Source organism: Acaryochloris marina S15, from assembly GCF_018336915.1.
Taxonomy (GTDB): domain Bacteria; phylum Cyanobacteriota; class Cyanobacteriia; order Thermosynechococcales; family Thermosynechococcaceae; genus Acaryochloris; species Acaryochloris marina_A.
This window is the reverse complement of sequence record NZ_CP064923.1, coordinates 1,928,892-1,949,429: the sequence shown is the minus strand read 5'-3', so window position 1 is coordinate 1,949,429 and position 20,538 is coordinate 1,928,892. Positions and strand designations below refer to the sequence as shown.

At 48.3% G+C, this 20,538-nt stretch carries 20 protein-coding genes and 1 tRNA gene; 6 read left to right on the top strand and 15 right to left on the bottom strand.

Annotation, left to right across the window (positions count from 1 at the left end; genetic code table 11):
* Positions 1 to 17 precede the first annotated feature (17 nt).
* The 4 genes from arsM to I1H34_RS09620 form a co-directional block, all read right to left on the bottom strand.
* Positions 18 to 986, bottom strand: coding sequence for an arsenosugar biosynthesis arsenite methyltransferase ArsM (arsM, locus tag I1H34_RS09635; protein WP_212665419.1), 969 nt, complete (start codon positions 984 to 986; stop codon positions 18 to 20).
* 357 nt (positions 987 to 1,343) lie between these two features.
* Positions 1,344 to 2,555: a glycosyltransferase family 4 protein gene (locus I1H34_RS09630; protein WP_212665418.1), complete on the bottom strand. Its 1,212-nt coding sequence runs from the start codon at positions 2,553 to 2,555 to the stop codon at positions 1,344 to 1,346.
* A complete protein-coding gene (gene thyD / locus I1H34_RS09625) occupies positions 2,555 to 3,475 on the bottom strand; it encodes a thylakoid membrane protein ThyD (protein ID WP_212665417.1) in 921 nt (306 codons plus the stop codon). The genes I1H34_RS09630 and thyD overlap by 1 nt, the downstream gene beginning before the upstream one ends.
* Before the next feature lie 105 nt (positions 3,476 to 3,580).
* Positions 3,581 to 3,973 (bottom strand): hypothetical protein, encoded by a 393-nt coding sequence (locus I1H34_RS09620; RefSeq protein WP_212665416.1) that lies wholly within the window; start codon positions 3,971 to 3,973, stop codon positions 3,581 to 3,583.
* Positions 3,974 to 4,201: 228 nt separating this feature from the next.
* On the opposite strand from I1H34_RS09620, the gene I1H34_RS09615 reads away from it, so the two are divergent.
* Positions 4,202 to 4,273 (top strand) — tRNA-Val (locus I1H34_RS09615).
* Positions 4,274 to 4,503: 230 nt separating this feature from the next.
* Here the strand turns inward: I1H34_RS09615 and I1H34_RS32745 are convergent.
* The 8 genes from I1H34_RS32745 to I1H34_RS09575 form a co-directional block, all read right to left on the bottom strand.
* Positions 4,504 to 5,916, bottom strand: coding sequence for an ATP-binding protein (locus I1H34_RS32745; RefSeq protein WP_212665415.1), 1,413 nt, complete (start codon positions 5,914 to 5,916; stop codon positions 4,504 to 4,506).
* Positions 5,917 to 5,928: 12 nt separating this feature from the next.
* On the bottom strand, positions 5,929 to 7,602 hold the full coding sequence (locus I1H34_RS09605) for an FAD-dependent oxidoreductase (RefSeq protein WP_212665414.1): 1,674 nt from the start codon (positions 7,600 to 7,602) through the stop codon (positions 5,929 to 5,931).
* Between the two features lie 328 nt (positions 7,603 to 7,930).
* Entirely contained in the window at positions 7,931 to 8,833 is a 903-nt protein-coding gene (locus tag I1H34_RS09600) for a mechanosensitive ion channel family protein (RefSeq protein WP_212665413.1), read from the bottom strand.
* 87 nt (positions 8,834 to 8,920) lie between these two features.
* Positions 8,921 to 9,220 (bottom strand): sll1863 family stress response protein, encoded by a 300-nt coding sequence (locus tag I1H34_RS09595; protein ID WP_212665412.1) that lies wholly within the window; start codon positions 9,218 to 9,220, stop codon positions 8,921 to 8,923.
* Positions 9,221 to 9,450: 230 nt separating this feature from the next.
* A complete protein-coding gene (locus I1H34_RS09590; protein WP_212665411.1) occupies positions 9,451 to 10,527 on the bottom strand; it encodes a sensor histidine kinase in 1,077 nt (358 codons plus the stop codon).
* Between the two features lie 38 nt (positions 10,528 to 10,565).
* The gene (locus I1H34_RS09585) at positions 10,566 to 11,804 is read right to left on the bottom strand and encodes a hybrid sensor histidine kinase/response regulator (RefSeq protein WP_212666212.1); all 1,239 of its coding nucleotides are present in this window, start codon (positions 11,802 to 11,804) and stop codon (positions 10,566 to 10,568) included.
* 8 nt (positions 11,805 to 11,812) lie between these two features.
* A complete protein-coding gene (locus tag I1H34_RS09580) occupies positions 11,813 to 12,244 on the bottom strand; it encodes a response regulator (protein WP_212665410.1) in 432 nt (143 codons plus the stop codon).
* Positions 12,245 to 12,456: 212 nt separating this feature from the next.
* A complete protein-coding gene (locus I1H34_RS09575) occupies positions 12,457 to 13,383 on the bottom strand; it encodes a protein phosphatase 2C domain-containing protein (RefSeq protein WP_212665409.1) in 927 nt (308 codons plus the stop codon).
* A gap of 235 nt (positions 13,384 to 13,618) precedes the next feature.
* Here I1H34_RS09575 and I1H34_RS09570 point away from each other — a divergent pair, with 235 nt between their 5' ends.
* From I1H34_RS09570 to I1H34_RS09555, 4 genes are read left to right on the top strand one after another with little or no spacing between them, the layout of a single operon-like run.
* Positions 13,619 to 14,059, top strand: a complete 441-nt coding sequence (locus tag I1H34_RS09570; protein ID WP_212665408.1) for a tetratricopeptide repeat protein — start codon at positions 13,619 to 13,621, stop codon at positions 14,057 to 14,059.
* 9 nt (positions 14,060 to 14,068) lie between these two features.
* On the top strand, positions 14,069 to 15,031 hold the full coding sequence (locus tag I1H34_RS09565) for a bestrophin family protein (RefSeq protein ID WP_249369957.1): 963 nt from the start codon (positions 14,069 to 14,071) through the stop codon (positions 15,029 to 15,031).
* 44 nt (positions 15,032 to 15,075) lie between these two features.
* The gene (locus tag I1H34_RS09560; RefSeq protein WP_212665407.1) at positions 15,076 to 15,792 is read left to right on the top strand and encodes a response regulator transcription factor; all 717 of its coding nucleotides are present in this window, start codon (positions 15,076 to 15,078) and stop codon (positions 15,790 to 15,792) included.
* Between the two features lie 37 nt (positions 15,793 to 15,829).
* Positions 15,830 to 17,278 (top strand): sensor histidine kinase, encoded by a 1,449-nt coding sequence (locus tag I1H34_RS09555; protein WP_212665406.1) that lies wholly within the window; start codon positions 15,830 to 15,832, stop codon positions 17,276 to 17,278.
* Position 17,279: 1 nt separating this feature from the next.
* Here the strand turns inward: I1H34_RS09555 and I1H34_RS09550 are convergent, their stop codons facing one another.
* Together I1H34_RS09550 and I1H34_RS09545 are read right to left on the bottom strand one after the other, a co-directional pair.
* Positions 17,280 to 18,053, bottom strand: coding sequence for a sterol desaturase family protein (locus I1H34_RS09550; RefSeq protein ID WP_249369955.1), 774 nt, complete (start codon positions 18,051 to 18,053; stop codon positions 17,280 to 17,282).
* A 134-nt stretch (positions 18,054 to 18,187) separates the two neighbouring features.
* Positions 18,188 to 18,364 carry a YqaE/Pmp3 family membrane protein gene (locus I1H34_RS09545; protein WP_212665405.1) on the bottom strand — a complete coding sequence of 59 codons (177 nt, stop codon included), beginning with the start codon at positions 18,362 to 18,364 and terminating at the stop codon, positions 18,188 to 18,190.
* A gap of 254 nt (positions 18,365 to 18,618) precedes the next feature.
* Here I1H34_RS09545 and I1H34_RS09540 point away from each other — a divergent pair, with 254 nt between their 5' ends.
* On the top strand, positions 18,619 to 19,020 hold the full coding sequence (locus I1H34_RS09540) for a phage holin family protein (protein WP_212665404.1): 402 nt from the start codon (positions 18,619 to 18,621) through the stop codon (positions 19,018 to 19,020).
* Between the two features lie 204 nt (positions 19,021 to 19,224).
* On the opposite strand, the gene I1H34_RS09535 is transcribed toward I1H34_RS09540, so the two are convergent.
* Positions 19,225 to 20,517 (bottom strand): phospholipase D-like domain-containing protein, encoded by a 1,293-nt coding sequence (locus I1H34_RS09535; RefSeq protein WP_212665403.1) that lies wholly within the window; start codon positions 20,515 to 20,517, stop codon positions 19,225 to 19,227.
* Between the last annotated feature and the right edge of the window lie 21 nt (positions 20,518 to 20,538).

Below are 20,538 nucleotides of genomic sequence, written 5' to 3'. Positions count from 1 at the left end.
ACAACAAACGGCTTAGCTTAGCAACATCCTCCACCGTCGTAATACCAAGTAGACTCAGTGACCTTAATTGCTTGGGGATGAGCTTTTGCCAATTTAGCTGCTGTTTTATCGCAAACGGCTAGGGGGATCCCTAAACTCAAAATGTGACCGGCTTGATCATCGAAATACTCATCGGGTCCTGTATAAACCGCCATCTTGCCTGTGAAGACACAAGCTCCATCATCGGCAATATCGATTTTAAAGGAAACGGAATCTAGGCTCTCTAGGAGTAAATGCTGGTCTAGCTTGTAGTTGGCTTGATCGAGTAAGCGGTAGGGGCGACGGGCTCGGATCTCAACTTGTCCAAATCCAGCATGGATAATTCGCTGAACGTACTGTTCATAAGTTAAGGCACCGGACAAGCACATGGCCCGCAGCCGATCATCTCGCTGCAGATGCTCTGGAATAGGGCGAGTGGAAATGGGGTCACTCATCACTAAGCGGCCACCGGGCTTCAGGACTCGATAGGTTTCCTGGAGGGCACGGGATAGATCTTCGGGCTCAAAGATATTGAACAGACAATTCTGAGCCACCAAATCTACGGAGTTATCTGGGACGGGCAGGGCAAAGGCATCCCCTTCTTTAATCGTGACAAAGCTGGGGTCAAACCACTCATTATCTTTAGCAGCAATCTCTAGGTTCCGAGCAGCCGCTTTACGCATTTCATCCACTGGATCCACCGCAACCACGGCTCCAGGGCGACGGGAAAAGTAGGAAAATTGCAGGGCTTCCAATCCTCCCCCGACACCGACATAGAGAACCGTTGGATCACCCGACAATTCAGTGGGATGGACGGTTGTGCCACATCCATAGTTCATTTCCTGCATTTGCGGAGGCACCACCAGGCCCGGCAGTTGCAAAGGAGTGCTTTGGACACAACATAAGCCCACGTCTGGGGTTTCAGCGACTTGACTGTAAAACTCTGCTGCGGATTCTAAATACGTCATAGTGGTCAATGATGGATTTGTAATGAATGGTCATTCATGGGCACTATGCCATGTTTATCTGTTTTTTGCAGCTGCCAGTCACCAAACAAGAGAATTTCAGCTGGTCGATAAGATGGATAGAGTGCATGGGCCATTCGAGTTAGGGAGCTAACCCTTATGTTCTCAGACCCATTAAAACTAAGCGGCATGAGTTTTCCCTGAGAGTTCCCCTATTCTTGGATAAAAGTCTGGCCCGTTTGCCTGCCACGCTTTTTGCCCAGACATTGTCACGATTGCGGTTCCAATGCCAGGGACAGTTCTCACCAGGCTCTCCAGTCCAAATGTCTACCGAAAATCTCTTCGCTTTCGAACTGAAACCTAACGGGTTAACCAGTCGAGATGCTGGGGTAAGAGCTTCACCAAGTCATAGGTTTTCTGAATGGTCCGACGGGCATTGGCCCGGAGTTCGGCCATGCCGTCTGGGTGATTGAGGGCTTCCTGGATGCGATCGCACACCTGTTGCGGCGAGAAAAAGTCCACGAGCAGGCCATTCTGGCCATCTTTAATCACCTCTTTGACCGGAGCCGTATCGGAAGCCACTAGTAGGCAGCCAGCGGACATGGATTCCAGCATGGACCAAGACAGCACAAAGGGCCGGGTTAAATAAACATGTACCGAAGAAGCTTGTAAAACCTGCAAATACTGGTTGTAGGGCAACCGACCCGTAAAATGTAGTCGCGATAAATCGAGGGACAAGGTTTCCAGCATATGCTGCTTATAGGTTTTGCCATTCGGAAGCTTTTTACCGTAGGCCACTCGGTCAGCCCCTACCACCACTACATGGCAATTGGGCCGCTTTTGCTGCAGCAGGGCAATAGCCTCCATAAACTGGGGAAACCCCCGATAGGGCTCCATGCCTCGGGCGACATAGGTAACGATTTCATCCACTGCCGACAAATCCAGATTCACGTCGGGTAAAACCAGCTTGGCACCCGGTTTAGGCTGAAAATACTCCGTGTCGATGCCGTCATGTAAAACCTTGATCTTGCTGTGAAATTCTGGCGGAAATTGGTGGCGCTGCCATTGGGTGGGAGAGAGGCCATAATCACAGCTCGCCAAATCCAAAAGTATGGGTGCATTCTTGATGCGAATCCGAGCCTCCGCATCGGCGTCGAGGGGATCTGCAGGGTCAAAATCGGCATCGGTGCCGTGGGCATGGTAGTACCACTCAAAAAAGCAGCAGAACTTGGCCTTGGGGAAAATATCTTTTACAAATAACCCCGGTCCCCAACCGGAATGGGCATAGACCACATCCGGTACAAAGCCTTTGTCACTGAGCTGCTGGGCAATCCGATAAACGGCCTGTCCCTCCAACACTGCACTTTCAAGGGGACGGACATAATGGTGGGTTTCGGGTCGCACTTCCCGAGACGGTTTGTACAAAATTTTCTGTACCCCTTGAATCTGCCCCTCCTCCCGAGCCGTCCCATACACCACTTGATGCTTTGGACTTTCGGCTAACACCATCGCCAAATGCCGAAACTGAGCGGGAAAATTGGGGTGGAGGAACAGAATTCGTTGAAGCGCCATTAGGTCAATATCTGTTGAAGGGCCGAGTCAATCGTCTCATATTTATATTGAAATCCATCGGCCTGAGTTTTCTCTGGTCGTACGTTTTGTCCTTCCAGAACTAGCTGGGCCGCTTCTCCCAAAAGCAGCTCCAGGGCGACGTCCGGGACGGGTAACCAGGAGGGACGATTCAGGACTTTTCCCAGAGAATCACACAGCTCAGTCATGCGCACAGGATTGGGAGCGGTAGCATTATAAATCCCAGACTTACTAGGATCAGTGAGGGCCATAAGGATGAAATTGACCAAGTCATCTAAATGCACCCAAGAGAACCATTGCTTACCACTGCCAATGGGGCCACCGGCAAACATCTGAAACGGAGGTAACATTTTGGCTAAGGCACCACCATCCCCTAGAACAATGCCGATCCGAAAAATCACTAATCGTGTGCCGGCATCCGTAGCGGTATGGGCCGATTTCTCCCAGGATTGACAAACCTCCGCTAAGAAATCATCGCCAGAGCCGCTCGATTCATCGAAGGTGGCCGTTTCACTGGTGCCATAAAACCCAATGGCAGACGCGTTCACCAAAACCGATGGCTTATCCTCCGCAGCGGCAATAGCCTCCACCAGTTTCTGGGTGCCCACCGCACGGCTGTTAATAATTTCTTGTTTGCGGCTAGTCGTCCAGCGATCGCCCACAAGGGGTTCTCCAGCCAGATTAACCACCCCGTCCCACCCCGACAGGACTTTTTGCCAATCGCCTGAAGCTTGGGGCTCATAGCCGTGAATTTCTACGTTAGGGAATGTTTGGGAGGGGAAAAGCTTAGCCGCTTTATCGGGACTCCGGACCAATGCCAAGACCTGATGGCCTTCTTCTTTCAACCGTTCAATAAGGCGTTGACCTACGAATCCGGTTGCACCTGTTACGACTACTTTCATGGGGATGCCAGCTGCTTGTTCCCTCTGATCATACAGAAGGCTAGCCCTGAGAACACAAGTCAGGTAAACCTCAAATTTTCAGCACTAGGCTCTCTGGTACCGCGATTAGTGGCCTAATCGATTCCGCTCAATCCAATGCATAGCGACACTCCAGGATTCAGCATTAAAGGTTTTACCAGAGCAAGGATCGGCAACATGCCACCATTCCTCACCCCTAGAAGTGATTCGACGCTCTAAGCTGAGCTGTCTTCGAGAGGCTATTCCCTTAGCTATGCGTTGCCAAAACTGCATAACATTGGGTGGCCGATGAGAGGGAGGCGAAATATCAGGCCCATGAGATTCAAGCTGGATCCGTTCATGGGTGAGTAGTTCCAGCAAATGATCGTCATGGTTGGCTGCCGCAACATCCATCCGATTTTGTAAATTTGCCATTATGTTGGCTTGTCGCTGGGTAAATGCCGACGATAAACCTTTTTTTTTGGAGATTTCAGTATTCATGAGCTAAATCCATCACAAGCCGCTTCTTTATAGGCTAATCAGTCTCTTTGTATAATCCAATACACTTCAACAAAAACTTAAATTAATTTACCTATCCTTAATTTAACTAGCCAAAGAATTTTTACCCTTAAACTCTATTGAGTTCAAAGGCCAGAGAATGATGCTTTGGAGCAATCGTTGCTGGCTATTGCTCTTTAAGGAATGACTATGTTAGATTTGTTGACCCAAGGGCGATTAGCACAGGGGTAGCGCGCTTCCTTCACACGGAAGAGGTCACTGGTTCAAATCCAGTATCGCCCATTCCCAAAACCAGTCGGCATAAACCACTTTTATCGGAAGTTAGGTCCACCCTTTTCTGTTGGGCTTATACTCAATCTGGATTGCCTAATTGTGTTGTTGCTGACCTGTTTGTCCATAACTTTTGCGCTACAGACTTTTTCTTCTAGCTCTATCTACAACGTAGAGAAGCCTATCAGAAGACCCTGCAATCCCACTGGGGCAAATTGAGCAGTGAAGGACTCATAAAAGGTTTATTGAGGGAGTGGCAGTGCGATCGCAAAGCAGGTACGCCCTACCTCAGATTCCACCATCAGGCTGCCACCATGACGATTTTCAACGATCCGACGGACGACATCCAGCCCTAAACCCGACCCTTTACCCATGGGTTTGGTGGTGAAAAAAGGTTCCAAAATGCGGGTGTTGATCTCGGGCGGGATACCCGGACCATTATCTTCAAGCTCAACTCGGATACAGCCATTCTTTTGGCACGTCCGAATCGTAATTTGGGGGGGAACAGAAGGCGATGGGTTTTCTGTTAAAGCATCGACTGCATTGTCCAAGAGATTGGTCCACACTTGGTTCAGTTCACTGCCAAAGGCCATAATTCTAGGTAGGTTTGGGTCGTAGTGACGCTCAACCTTAATGCCATGCTTGAGCTTAAAGGCAAACAAGCGTAGGGTATCCTCAATACCATCGTGGATATTTACCTCCTGCTGTGCCGCTCTATCCATATAGGAGTAGGATTTCATGGATTGCACGAGGGTCGAGATTCGCTCTGCGCCATCTAAACCTCTGGCAATCATCCCCATGACATCAAAGGAGAGGGCTAACCACCTCAGCCCCATATCTCGTAATTCAGTCTCACTGTCGCGCCAGCGGTCCATCAGTTGCTCAAGCACTTCAGGCTCTACTTCGCCTGCTGCTAGAGGTTCAGCCAACTTCCAAGCTTCATCCACTCCATAGTCCTCTAGCCAGTCCGTCAGCGCATCTTCCCGATCGCTCAAGGCTAGGGGATCGTTTTGAGGGTTGGCAATGGCATCAAACCCATGATCTCGTAATGTTAACCACTGCTGAGTATGTTCATCGTTCACCTGGTGTTGGCCATACACCATATTCATCCGCTGTAATTCTAGAATGGCTGGCTTCGCGTCCTTGAGTACCCGCACAAGGGCAGCTGCAGGGTTGTTAAGCTCATGGGCAAGTCCTGCAGATAGCGTTCCTAGGGCCGCCATTTTTTCTCGGCTTTGAATAAAAGATTCTAGACCGCGCAAGCGTTTCGCCATTGTGCGAAAGATGGCTTTTTCAAAGTCACGACAGCTATGGAGAACCTCTAAAAAATCAGGACAATTGAGTCGATACAAGTCGGTGTTGGTATCAGCCGTTAACGTGACCGGGACGATATCCTCGGTCAGGCATTGAATTTCTCCAAAGAAAGAAGGACTCTCATGACGGCCCAAAGGCATATTTGCGCCATTGCTCGTGCGGCTAATGGTGATTTGACCACTCAGTTGAATAAAAAAGCCCTGGGGAGGCTCACCCTCACGCACGAGAACTTCACCTGGCGTAAGTTGGATGTGTTGAGTGCGATCGCAGATCCAATTCAACCGCTCCGGCGGCAACAGCTGAAAGGGTTTGATTTGCAACAAAGCTTGTGAACACAACATGGCAACCCCTAGCTATACATTGGCCAAATGACGGTGAACAAACTGGACACAGATGGACCCTTCTCCCACGCCAGAGGCAACCCGCTTCACCGAACCATGCCGAACATCCCCCACGGCAAAGATTCCTGGCACATTGGTTTCGAGTAAAAACCGATCTCGCTCCAAAGACCACGGGGTCTCCTGAGGAATATCTGGGCCTGTGCAGATAAAGCCCCGCTGATCGCGATGAACCATTCCCTCTAACCAATCGGTACTGGGCGTTGCACCAATAAAGATGAAGAGAGAATTGGCATCAAAGGTTTTGACCTCATCCGTTTGAGAATCTTTGATCAGAAGCTGCTCTAGGCGCTCATTCCCTTTGGCCTCTACTACACTGTGAAACGGCAATACCTCAATATTTTCAGTGTCTGCAATCTGATCGATCAGATACTGGGACATACTCTTCTTTAAGGACTCCCCCCGCACCAGAATATGCACTTTGCGAGCATATTTAGAGAAATACATGGCTCCCTGCCCTGCTGAGTTAGCTCCCCCGACGATATAAACTTCCTCATCTTGGCAAGCGGCAGCTTCTGTCTGAGCCGCACCGTAATAAACCCCCGCCCCAGTGAACTGATCAATTCCAGGAACAGTCAGTCGCCGCCAAGAAACCCCCATGGCCAAAATGAGGGCATGGCAGCTAATCTCGCTGCCATCGGCAAGGGCAATGATTCGATAATTATCTTGGATGCGAATCCCCGTCACTTCCTGAGGCGTGAGGATTTCTACTCCAAAGCGTTTGGCTTGGGTCACTCCGCGACGGGCTAAGTCGCCCCCGCTCAATCCGACGGGAAAACCGAGATAATTTTCGATGCGAGAGCTAGTGCCCGCTTGTCCTCCTGGCGCTTCCCGTTCAACCATGACAGTATGTAAGCCCTCCGATGCTCCATAGACGGCTGCGGCCAAGCCAGCAGGACCACCCCCCACAATCACCAAATCGTAAAAGGGTTTCTCAGCCTCTGTTTGCATCCCCACAGATTGGGCCAGCTTTGTCGTATCAGGTTTGATCAGCTGCTCGCCATTAGGGAGTAACACTAAGGGTAGGCATGGAGAATCTGCTTTTCCAGCACAAGAGACCAGTTGCTGAGCCTCTGGATTGTTCTCAATATCCAGCCAACGGTAGGGGATTTGGTTGCGTGCTAAAAAATCCCGTAGGGCATGGGACTGGGGAGACCAGCGATCGCTAATCACCTTCACCCCTTTGAATTCTGGCTTAAAGGTTGCCAGCCAGTCCCGAATCAAATCATCTAAGACTGGGTAAAGTTTTTCCTCTGGCGGATCCCAAGGTTTGAGGAGGTAATAGTCTAGCTGAGCCTGGTTAATGGAATCAATGGCCGCATTGGTATCGGCATAGGCCGTCAGGAGTGCGCGCTTCGCCAGGGGGAAAAGCTCACTGGCTTGTTTGATAAATTCCACCCCGCTCATGTGGGGCATGCGCTGATCCACCAAGAAGAGAGCGACAATATCACCCCGCAGCTTGAGCTGTTGAACCGCATCTAGAGCGGTCCCCCCTGAGTCAGCCCGAATAATTCGAAAACGATCGCCATACTGTTTACGGAGATCCCGAGCAACGGCTTGTAAAACCGCAGGATCATCATCCACAACCACGATGATAGGTTTTGAAGTCCCAACTTTTTGTTCAGCCATTGCAAAGTTTATGCTGATGTTTACAGAGTCTTAGATACATTCAGCCCCCTTAAAAAGAGCAGGAGGGAATGAAAAGGTTTGTCGCGGAAGCCCAGTGCTCATAAAGCAGGGGCATCAACAGTATAAGTTGGCTGTCTTTCATCCAAACTGACTTTTTCTATCTTCCGCCGAGCAGATGCTTCAAGCTTTTTATGACAGCAATACGTCAAAGCCAAGGCAATATAGGGCTTTAGCTCTTTGAGATTGAGACCTCAGTACAGGGCAAACACTCCACAATCCTTTGTGGAGTGAAGGGGTTACTAAACCCAGGGCATTTGAGGGCAGCACCTTAAACTTTGGATAACATACGGTTATTGCTATTCTCGTTCGTTGGCATGTAATCGTTATAGTGATCTTGGTTGTAGTAATACAGGGTTCGAATCGGATAGGGAATGCTGATATCGGCTTTGTCAAAGGCTTTTTTAATCGCAATAATGGCCTTGGTTTGAATCCGTCTGACCTGAGCTTGTTGAGGTTCTGTCCAGTAGCGAACGATAAAGTCAATAGAACTGTCTCCAAAGCCCACCAAGTCAATTTCAGGTGTCGGCGAAGGCAGCACTCCTTCCAACTGTTCTATGGTTCTTTGTAAAAGGTCAGCTGTATCTTCCAGAGAAGTATTGTAATCAACCCCAACCCCTAGATCTGTTCTCCGACTGGCATAGGCTGTCTGCACTTGCACCGCACTGGTAAACACGTTGGCATTGGGAATCAGAATCCGTTCCCCTTGATAGGTGCGAATCTGGGTCGTTCGGAAATTGATTTTCTCGACGGTGCCTTCAAAGGTATCAATAATGATTTGGTCATTGATACTGAAGGGTTCTTGCAATAGTAATAAAATACCTGCAAAAAAGTTCTTGATAATGTCTTGAAAAGCAAAACCAATCGCCACAGAACCTAGACCAAGGGTGGCAATAATATCTCCTAAATCTAAGCCAGGAAATGCCAAAACACCGGCAAACACAACCCCAATCACCCAGGTCATCACATAGGCAGATTTTTCTAGAAGAATTTGAATGGAATGACTGCGAAAGGCAGTCTTGCCTGCTTTGCCCGCTACCCGATGCGCGAACTGGGCCATGTACCGGGTGAGGAACAGAACAATGACAGCCGTTAACAACGCCGGGAAAATTTTTACTGCACTTGCTAGCAGCTCTTTTAAGCTTGACTCAATAGTCTTAAGAATATCGGACATTATCGTGATTGACGTCTACCTACATATTGCTTGCATGGGGGCTGCTGATTGATCCAGAAGCGACTAATAATTGATACTGTAATTCTTCTACTGAAAATTTGCTAAAGCAGCTTCAAAAGATTTTTGCAATTCATGTCCAGCTTTTTCTAAACCATGCTGAATCTCTTCCCAAGCACTTTCGCTCGAACTGTGAAGTTCGGTGAGTTGGGCCTGCATGGCATCGCGTTTGACCAGGGCTTCTTCCATCATGGAGTGGTATTCCACTTGGGCACTTGCAGCCACTTGATCAGCTTTCGCTTTCATTTCTGCTAACTGGGCATCATATTGATTCAGTTGCGCTTTAACTTTTTCGATATAGGCTTGTCGGGTATCAGTCGTCAGTGGCATGTGAAAAGCTCCTGTTGATCATAAATTTGACATCCTTTCTTGTCTCAATACTGACAACTCATCGATGAATGCCTTAATCAGAACTGATCGATCAGCAGTGAGTTTTAGAGACTTTGTTAAGAACCAGAAAGGGTTATTACTACCGTATCAACGACGACTGGGAAAGCCTTCTATCTCTAGATAGACTCAGAACTATACCTATAGGCATAGATTCCAGATAGCGGCTCTCCCTAGGTTGAAGGGAGGGGTAAGGCAATTGTGAAGGTACTGCCTTGGCCAGGTTGCGATCGCACCGACAATTCCCCGTCATGGGCCTGCATCACTTGCTGGCACAAATGCAGCCCTAAGCCATGACCGGAGCGGTTGTGCTTGGTCTGTTTGAAGCGCTCGAAGATCTGGGCTTGATCGGCTTCTGCAATACCAACTCCCGTATCTTGAATCTCAATCAAAAGGGTCTTTGGATCAGACGTGCCTGAAACTGTCACAGAGCCGGTATCCGTGAACTTGATAGCGTTGCTGATCAGGTTGGTGAAGACCCGGCGAAGCTCCATGGGATCGCAACTCAATTCCCTTACCTCCGTCTGCCAATCGCAGGTTAACTTCAGCTGCTTTTCTAAGGCCAGGGGATTGAGTTCTGTAACCACCTCAGTTACCAGCGCCTGCACATCAACGGCGATAAAGCTGAGGGTCTTTTCTCCCATTTCGTAACAGTAGACCTCTAGCAAGTTGTTGAGCATTTGCAGCAGATTTTGGTTGCTGCCGCTGACCCCAGCTAAGGCTTCCTTGACTGACGGAGGGATCTCTCCAAACACGCCCTGCTGAACCAAATCCACCATGCGATCGCAAGCTATTAACGGCGTCCGTAAATCATGGGTGAGACAGGAGATAAAGTTCTCCTGTTGGTCAATGGACTGTTTGAGGCGCAGGAGCGATCGTACCCTTGCCTGTAGTTCATTTAGCTCTACAGGTTTACGAATAAAGTCATCGGCCCCGGCATCGAGTCCCTTAACCACGCTCGAACGCTCGTGGGCAGAAATCAGCAAAATGGGAATATAGGGGAGCTGAGGATCATTGCGAATTTTCTGGGTGACCTCATAGCCACTCATCCCCGGCATCATCACATCCAAAATCACTAAATCCGGTTGGGCTTTTTGGATTTGTGCCAGGGCTGCAGGACCATTATCCGCCAGCTCCATCCGATAGCCAGCGCTCTCCAACATCATTTTGAGCAGCATCAAATTATCGGGCCGATCATCAACGGCCAGAATATAGCGGTTAGACAATGAGGCAGGCGAAGGAGACGGCATAAGATTAGCAAACAGTTATTTCTCAAAAAGCGCCAGCCCTAAATCATAGGCGATTTGGCATTGGGCAAGGCTCGCACTTGCAGGGGCAATTGAACGGAAAAGGTTGACCCGACTCCGGGTTGACTGATGACTGAAATCTGACCCTGCATCGCTTTAACCAGAGATTCAGTGATCGCAAGGCCTAGCCCCGTTCCAGAATGATGGCGAGTTAAGGATTGATCGGCCTGGCAGAAGGGATCAAAGATGGTGTCTAACTGCTCAGGTGTCATGCCAATACCCGTATCAATCACCGCAATGGTGATCTGGTCAGGATGGGGCTGTTGCAGTTGGAGGGTCACTTCTCCCATTTCTGTAAACTTGATGGCATTGGAAATTAGGTTCACCAACACCCGCCGTAGACATTCCGGATCATTGGTTAGCTGAATGGATTGCAACACATCCGGGATCTCTGCTTTTAAAGTCAGAGCCTTTTCTACCGCCAGAGCTTGAAGTTCTTGCACCGTCGTCAGGATGGGAACCGCAAGCTGAAAGGGTTCTGGATGCAGTTCTAGGCGATTCGCTTCAATCTTCGAGAAATCTAACACTTCATTGACCATGGTCAAAAGGTTGCGGCTGTTGTCAAAAATCCGCTGCACCATATCCAACTGCTGCTCACTCAAGGGGTCCGGGTACTGGCGCAAGAGTAATTGAGAGAACCCCATAATCGCATTCATGGGTGTTCGCAGCTCATGGGAAATCGTAGCGATAAACTCAGATTTGAGGCGATAGGCTTTAACCAGTTCCTGGTTCTGCGATTCAATCTGCGCCCGCTGATGGGCCAGTTCATCATTTTGCTGCCGTAATTGATCATTGGTAATTTGCAATTTTTGCTTTGCGGCTTGGGCGACTTGTTCAGCCCGATGGAGACGAATGGCACTACGAATGGTTCGCGCCAAGGTGGCCGGTGAAATCCGATGTTTAGCCAGATAATCGGCGGCTCCAGCTTTCATCACATCCACGGCAATTTGCTCATCCCCTTGCCCCGTTAACACCACAAAGGGGGCATCTATCTGAAGCTGTTGCAGTTGCTTGGCTAGGACTAAACCATCCTGATCCGGCAACAAGTAATCCACAAAGATACAGTCAAACTGATGGGTTTTGAGAATGGACAGAGCCGTTTCTCCATCTTCCGCTTCAGACAAATCAATCTCTAAATCCGTCTTGCGCAAGGCCCGGCGAACAGCCATCCGATCAACCGTATCATCATCAATCACTAGGATTTTGAGGGTCTCGTCCATCACGCTCACTACAGCATTTCGCAAAGGGTCCAGTATTTATTGAGGGTGGTCATCACCTCTGCAAAGTTGGAAAAAGTCACGGGTTTAAGAATATAACCCGCCACATTGTAGTGGTAAGCCTCAATGCGATCGCGATCTTCATCCGAGGTGGTCAGTACCACCACTGGAATCGATTTCAGGTCCGGATCGCTGCGCAAAACTTCTAAAAATTCCAACCCATTCATTTTGGGCATGTTGAGATCCAGCAGAATGAGGCGGCGATACTTGGGTACAGGCGGTTTCTCCCCTTCCTTCCCTCGCAGCATGGACAAGGCTTCGAGTCCATTATTGGCGACATACAAGGGATTAGAAATCATGCCTTTCTTAAAAGCTCGTTTGACGTTCATCACGTCTACCTCGTCATCTTCTACGAGCAAAATATTGAGTGCTTTGTCATTCATCTCTGGCTCAAGCCACCTTGTACTATCAATTCAGTTGTAACAGACCTAAATTATAGGAAGTTCCTTTTAGACTATAGGACTGCTGCTGGGTTGTAACTCTACAAAAAGGTAGAGATTCGTGGTTTTGCCTGGCGAACAGAACGAAAATCCTATTTGCGGGGTTTTTCAAGCACGCCCCTCATTGTTAAGTTCTCTATCCAAGGGGTGGGGGTTTAAATCGATGATTGCTGAGGTCTCAACCGCACAGCAACTGCAGTGATATTGTCGTGACCATTTTTCTGGTTGGCTAATGCCATCAGTTGATCCATGCCATGGGCCAGATCGGTACGGAAATCTAACAGTCCCATTAAATGACTATGGGTATGGTTTTCCAATAAATCATGATCGCTGAGGCCATCAGAACAAAGGAGAAATACCGTATCTTCTTCCACCGCTAGGGTTTGAGACTGAGGGCGAAGGGATTCTCCCGACCAAGGTCCTAGGGCTTTGGTGAGTTGCGGCCCATAGGCTTGCGCTTCTTCTAGGGAATAGCCCCGCTGCAACGCCCGCTGATAGGCGTTGTGATCGGTGGTTAATTGCTGCAATCCCTTTCGGGTCAATCGATACAGACGACTGTCACCGATATGGACATATCTAATGTGGGAGTTATTCACCATCACCACAACGGCAGTGGTTCCCATGCGGCCCGAACCCGCCCGTTGCTCTCTCTGGTTGCGTTCATACACTGCTTTATTGGCCGTATTCATGGCCAGTTCTAAACCAATTTCAGTGGGTAAATGACGCTGCCAGCGGCTATTCAAATAACTTCGTAGGGTTTTAGTGGCCAGTTCACTCGCCACTTCCCCTTTAGCCATGCCCCCCATGCCATCACAAAGGATATAGAGACCTCGATAGCTGCCATCTGGCAGGTCAGGGGTGCAAAAATGTTGCTGATCAATCGAAAAATAATCTTCGTTGTGGGTGCGCTCACGCCCCACATCAGTCCGGCCAACGGACTCTAAACTTGACAGAGACTGGGAGGAAGATAATAGCTGCGTAGGCCGTTCTGACCATTTCTTGAGTGCCTCCTGATAGGAAACGCCCCCCATTTTAGGTGTAGATTTCTGAGGATGAGTCAAGAGCTGATTGTTATCTTTCATAAGTTAAGGCCAAATTTGATACTTCCATTCAACAAAAGTTGCAGCAGAATCCCATCTACCTCCAGCCATAACTTGTTGTCTGGTCTATCCTCCCTAAGGTAGAGATCTCTATCAGAGAAGGGTTCAAAATTATTCCCCGTCTCTATCTCCAGAGAGAGGCCTACTCCTATCTTCCAGTGGATGTATTGAGTGGCAAATTTTTCTAAGGTTGTATCAGTAGTTACGCGACCCATATATGCCTTTGAGATTATTGCCGACTTTGTGTTTAGTTATTTCGATTAACACTGTCTTGCCTGCCGTCGCAACTGCGACACCGAGTGAGCAGCATCGCCAGTTTGACCTACCCACCTATGTTCATCAGCCTTTACCTCAGACGCTACAAACGGCTCAGGACTGGCAAACGGTGGGTATCAATGCCTTGATTGCTCAAGATTATATTAATAGTCTCCAAGCCTTTAATAAGGCCGTGGATTTATCCGCTGGACAAAACCCCGAGATTCTAGAGCAGCGAGGGTGGGTTAACTATTTGCAGGAGCGATATGAACGTGCGATCGCAGATTTAAACCAAGCTGCATCCCTTTACCAAGACCAATCCCAGACTGCCAACTATCGCAACGTCCGTCGAATGCGGCTGTTTATCGAAACCCAAGCCGCACAACAGGATATTTCCAGCTAAACGAAACCTATGGACACTCCCACCCAATCGAATTGGCTAGCTACCACCTTCAGACTCGACGGCTCCGTTGCGGGCATTATCCTGCCTCGAATCCTGGCCTTTGCCGGGTTCACCTTCGCCATCTGTAGTCTTGACTATTGGGGCTACCCCATTTACCTCAAAGAGATTGGTAACCTCACCACCAACGTGGTCTACAACCTGGTCTTGGGTTTACTGCTCGTGTTTCGCACCAACACTGCCTACGATCGTTTTTGGGATGGTCGCAAAGCCTGGGGAATGCTGGTGGTTAACAGCCGCAACTTTGCTCGACAGGTTGCCTTACTTTGGCCCTCTCCCAAAACCACCCCCTCAACAGATCGGGATGCCTTACTCAATCTACTGGTCGCTTTTGCCCTAGCCACAAAACTGCACTTGCGATCAGAGCCCATCGATAAACAACTGCAAGACCTGATTACACCTGAGCAGGCTCAAATTTTGGCAGATGCCAAACATCCTCCCTTACAAATCACGTTTTGGATCGGGATGCACCTACAGCAGGCCCTACAGCAAGGTCATATTGATAGTAACCAAGCCTCCAATCTCGATCAATCTTTGAGTCAAATGATTGAAGGAATGAGTAGCTGTGAGCGCATTCGTTCCACCCCCCTTCCCATCGCCTATCGAATTTATTTAAAACGGTTGATTCTGATTTACTGTATCGGTTTACCCTTTCGTTGGGTGCCTGACATTCATGGATGGGCATTGCCCATGGTGGCAGTGGTCAGCTTTATCCTGCTGGGCCTGGAAGAAGTAGGACGAGAACTGGATAACCCCTTTGGGCAAGATGCCAATGATTTACCCATCGATGACATTTGCCAAACGATTGCTGACAATGTTGATCAAGCCAAAGCAATCAATGCCACAATCAGCGAATCACCTTTGATTCCCCAAGAGAGTCCCAATCAGTCTGACCTCTCCTTAACAGCTTCCTAGTCCGTTTCTAGCTCCTCTTATTCATCCATTAACAAGGCGAACTAATGACTAAAATTCAGGTTGTTATTATTGAAGACCATGATCTCAGCCGTGTGGGACTGACGGCGGCGCTTCAGCATAGTGGGGTAGTGGATGTACTCGGATCGGCGGCCAATGGTCGCCAGGGACTGGAGATGATTCAGCAATATAAACCCGATGTCGCCATCTTGGATATTGGCCTACCCGACATCGATGGCATTGAAGTAACCCTACAGCTCAAACAAGTACAGCAGGCAGACGAAACCTTGCAAACCAAGGTGCTGATGCTGACGGCTAATACCAGTGAAGATGCCGTACTCGCAGCCTTTGCCGCTGGCGCAGATTCCTACAGCCTTAAGGAAGTCAGTGTCGAGGACTTACTCAGCGCTATTCAGCTCACCCATGAGGGCAACGCTTGGATTGATCCCAACATTGCCCGGATCGTTTTGCAGCAAGCGAAAGCGTCAAAAGAAAATCTTCAAGATGTTGAAGCCGAAACCACGGTAATTAAAGCCACTGATCCGGAATACCAAGCCATCTTAGAAACAGAACCGTTAACGGATCGCGAATTAGAAGTTTTAGAACTGATTGTGGCAGGATGCAGTAATGCCGCCATTGCCGACAAACTCTATATTTCCGTGGGCACCGTCAAAACCCACGTGCGCAGCATTTTGAATAAACTATGTGCCGATGACCGCACCCAAGCTGCCGTCAGAGCTCTCCGCTCAGGCTTGGTCAATTAACGATTCTCCAGCAGGACTGATCTAACGTTGCAAAACTATGGGACAAGCTGAGCAAGCGCCTAAAGCCAAGAACCCAGCCAAGAGAAAATCCATTCTCCACTACTGGACTAATCTGTCCCTAACTCGCCAAGGAACAGTTATTTTAGCCATTCCTTTAACCTGTCTGCTGATTACCATGGCAGCCTGGATCGGCACCCGCAAAAATGAAGAATTTACCTATCAGCAAATCGTCCATACCCAGAAAGTCCTGCGGACCAGCGATCAACTTTTAAACGTTTTGATCAATGCGGAAACAGGAATTCGGGGCTATGGCCTCACCGAAGACCAAAAATTTCTGACGTCTTATCGAGAGGCATTACCCGACATTGAACCGACGGTGCAGGAATTATTTCAACAGGTTCAGGGCAATCCAGAACAACGCCAACAGGTTACGGGGCTGAAACTTTTAATCCAACAAGAACTCGATATTCTTGCTAAAACCCTAAAACAAATCGAAAACGATTTCCGATTTGCACCCCAGGCCCCTCGACTCGGGGTTTTAGTGGAACAAGGCAAAGCTCGTATGGATGCGGTCCGACAATCCCTTCAAGATTTTAAAGAGACTGAACAGGAATTATTAGTAAGACGCCGCACTCGTCTGAACCAAGCTAGGTTTGTCAATGATTCCCTATTGGGGGTGTCTGGGGTGATTAGCCTATTGGGATTTGCTGCCGCTTTATCTTTGTATCGGCAAACGGAAAAGCAAATGCTGCGCCGCGGGAATGAATTGGCGGCCACTAATCGAATTTTAGCTACAGCAAATCTCACCTTAGCTGAGCGCAATAAGGAGCTAGACCAGTTTACCTATGTGGTTTCTCACGACTTGAAAGCCCCTTTGCGGGCAATTGCAAATCTCTCGGAATGGATTGAAGAAGATCTTGAAGAAAAACTAGATGAAGAAAATCGCTACCAGATGAACTTGCTGCGCAAACGAGTTCATCGTATGGAAGCGTTGATTAATGGGCTGCTGCAGTTTTCTCGGATTGGGCGACGGCAATCCACTATAGAAACGATCAGGGTCGAAGACTTGCTCGCCGAGATCATCGATTCGTTGGCTCCCCCTACCGAATTCAAAATTGAGATTGTGGGGACAATGCCCACTCTGCAAACGGATACCCTCCAATTACAGCAAGTCTTTAGCAACCTGCTGAGCAATGCCATCAAACATCATCACCAATCAGAAGGGCATATTCGGGTCTCAGGGACAAAGCAGCGGGATTGCTATGAGTTTGTGGTTAGTGATGATGGTCCAGGGATTGCCGAAGATTACCACGATAAGATCTTTAAAATCTTTCAAGTCTTAGATAGTCGAGATACCACTGAAAATACTGGCATTGGTCTATCAATTGTCCAAAAAATCGTCAAGTCAAAAGGCGGAAGGATTCAAGTAGAATCGAAACCCAATCAAGGGACAACCTTCAGGTTCACTTGGCCTCAAACAGAATAGTCTAGGGATGCCTAGACTCTAATCGTTGCTCTTCGTAACGGTCATCCTGAGTGCCGAGCAGTTTATCCCAAAAGGTGAAATACAAACCATAGTGACGTGTATATCGGTTGTGGTGAACCAAATGGTGGGTTGAACCAATGCACCATCCTCCCCACCAACGGCTGAGGCGAGAATCTGGAATGATTTGAAACCCCAGATGATTCCCCACAGCCCAAACCGTCATTGTGGTCAAAAGCGCCAGGAGAACACCGTAATGCAAGGGAACTACGAAGGTAATCGCAAACAAGAACAACGCTTGAAAGACTGCTTCTAGAGGATCAAAGGCAAAAGAGGTCCAAGGGGTAGGGATTTTAGACTGGTGATGTCCTTGGTGAAATCGCTTGAACAGGGATGGTAGATGAAATAACCGATGCATAAAGTAGAAGTATGTATCTTGAAGGATCAACACTCCCACATAGCTAGCCACCAAGTAGGCTAAATCTTGAACTTCTAAATGGGTATAGACTTGTGTCAGTTTCAACTGGTAGCAACCCATAAAGCAGGCTGCACTCAGTGCAAAGAAAATAGCTGACAGAGTAGAAAGCTTAATATCTTCTGAAATGGCTTTCCTTATTTGTTGCTTATTGCCAAACCAAGACTCGAAAAGCTGATTGCCCAAGAGTAAATGTAATAGCCAATGGGTACCACCTGCGACAATGAAGTATCGGCCTAGGATAATGCCACAAAAGATAAACCAATAAACCCAAAAATTTAACTGTAAATTCAAACTATTCAATAGTATTGTTTAGCTCCACGCTGATATGCCTAATAGGGCAAAGATTCGTTAATAGCCAGACTTCACTTTCCACAATGGAGGGGTTGAATCTAGCTGAGGCATTCGGTAGATGCATTGTGCAGAAAATTCTGTTGCTAAATCCTGGCTCTCTCCCCTTGTTTAGAGAGAACCCAAACAGCATGGATTGAACCAGGAACCCATCCCACGAGGGTTAGCAAGATATTGATGAATAAGGTGCCACCCATACCTTCATTCAAAAAAATGCTGACTGGAGGGAAGACGATAGCAAGAACCACGTTTAAAAGACTCATGATTTTTAGGATGTAAGGACTATTTTCAATATCCCGAGTATCCAATTTTGAACGCCCATCGGGCATCTACCTAAAGACCGACCTCTCTCTATTCCTCAAGGATAGAAAGTGACTTCAGTAGTCAGACTATTTCTTGCGGAAGAGCCACCAAAAATAGGTTCACTCTCAAGGTAGATACGGGAAGAACAGTTGCTCTCCTATGCTGACAATCAAATCCCGTTCATACCCTTCATTCAAAAACAAGGAAATAAATTATGCTAGCTCGTTATGATTCCAAAAATGTGCTGATCGGTTCAGCCCTGACCATTTTGGCCACAGCCCTCAGTTTACTAGTCGTTGATATCGTTTTTCCGGGGATTGATCTCTCTACATTTCCAGCCGCACTCGTGGGGGGAGGGGCCATTGGCATTGTGAACGCTGTCGTTAAGCCAGTGATTTCCTTATTGTCTCTGCCCTTAACTTTTTTGAGCTTAGGAGCGTTTTCACTGATTGTAAATGGCTTCTGCCTATGGTTGGCGGCTTTATTGGTGCCTGGATTTAAGGTCAGCGGGCTTCTTTCCTTCCTCCTGGCACCTGTCTTGCTCTCCTTCATTAATACATTGCTCAGTAAGTACTTTGCTGACAAATTCCCCAGTTATGTAACGGATGAGAAGTAATGCATCCTGGTCAACCGACTGAGTAACTGCTTTTCCCAAGATTAGTCCTGAACAAGCCTGAAGACTTATCCAGACAACTTTTACAGCATGGCAAGAAAATTCTTCTCGCGCCTGCCGTCCCGGTGGCAGTAGAAGCAAGGACGAAGCAAGCAACCTCAAACTAGACAGCGGCAGTCCCTCGATCGGTAATGGTTTTGCCCACCTCTAAAGTTGCCATTGAATAAACCGAACCAAACTGCCGAACAACCGATGCCGCCACCAAGAGCGCTGTTGCCAATCCTTAAAGCTCATGGTCTGACTTTGGGCAAATGCGTCTACAAACACTTGTTCAACTGACTGTTGAAGCCTGGGCTCGGCAGTGGAAATATCTAGTTCCTCATTATGAAAGAAACTACGGGGGTCGAAGTTAGCACTGCCAATATTGACCCATCGGTCATCAATCAGCAGCATCTTGGCATGGGTCATATTGGGAAGATATTCGTAAATCTCAATGCCGTTTTTGAGCAGATCGCCACATAATTCATAAGCGGCATAGTAAACGTATTTTTTATCGATATTTTCAAGGGTGGATGTGAGGATGCGAACATCCACGCCAGACTGCTTGGCTTCGATCAGGAGTTCACGAGTGTTTCGGTCTGGAATCAGATAGGGGCTCGCTAACCAAATCCGCTTTCTGGCAGCCACAATCGTATTTTCTTTCAGCGCCCGAATTGGAGAAAAACGGTAGGTGGGATTATTCCCGGGTGTCACCAACATCAATGTTGGGTCCTGAGCTGGATCAGTCTGAAAGATCTCGGCTCTGAGATTGGCCTCGCCACCGCTGTAGGTCCAATGCTGAATAAACATGCCCTCTAAAATGGGTACGATCTCTCCTTCTAAGCAAACCTCAATATCTAGCCAGGGAGCAGTTTGTTCGTCTCCGTCCCAATGATCAGAGATACCTGCACCGCCAATCAACCCAACATTTCCATCAATCAGCAGTAACTTTCGGTGGGTACGACCGGCAAAATTAGAGGGTGCCCGCCAGTCCAATCGATTGAAGAATTCCACCTGCACGCCCGCGGATTGGAGCCGCTGCCAATAACGATTGGGTAGGGTATGGGCACCATAAGCGTCAATCACGAGCTGTACTTGTACACCTGCGGTTGCCCGCTCCGCTAGGGCTGCGGCAAAGTCATTGGCTCGACGCCCCGGTGTCATAAAAAACGTCTCAAAATGAATCGTCCGTTGGGCAGTTTTAATGGCCTCTAACCGAGCCGCCTGAATCTGATCGGGTTTGGACCAGAACTGGGTGATCGTTCCTGAGGTGATCAAAGAGGTAGACAAACTAGCCAGCACCGTTGGAAATCTAGATTCTTCTGGGCTGGGACCGTCTTCGACTCGATAGGTTACGGGTGTGCGAAATGCCCCTCGAATATACAAGCTGACTAATATCACCCCGGTCAATCCGAGGAGTAACCATAAGAGCGATCGCAAAATCAAAACCAACGTTGACATATAAGGTATTGCTAGCAACCA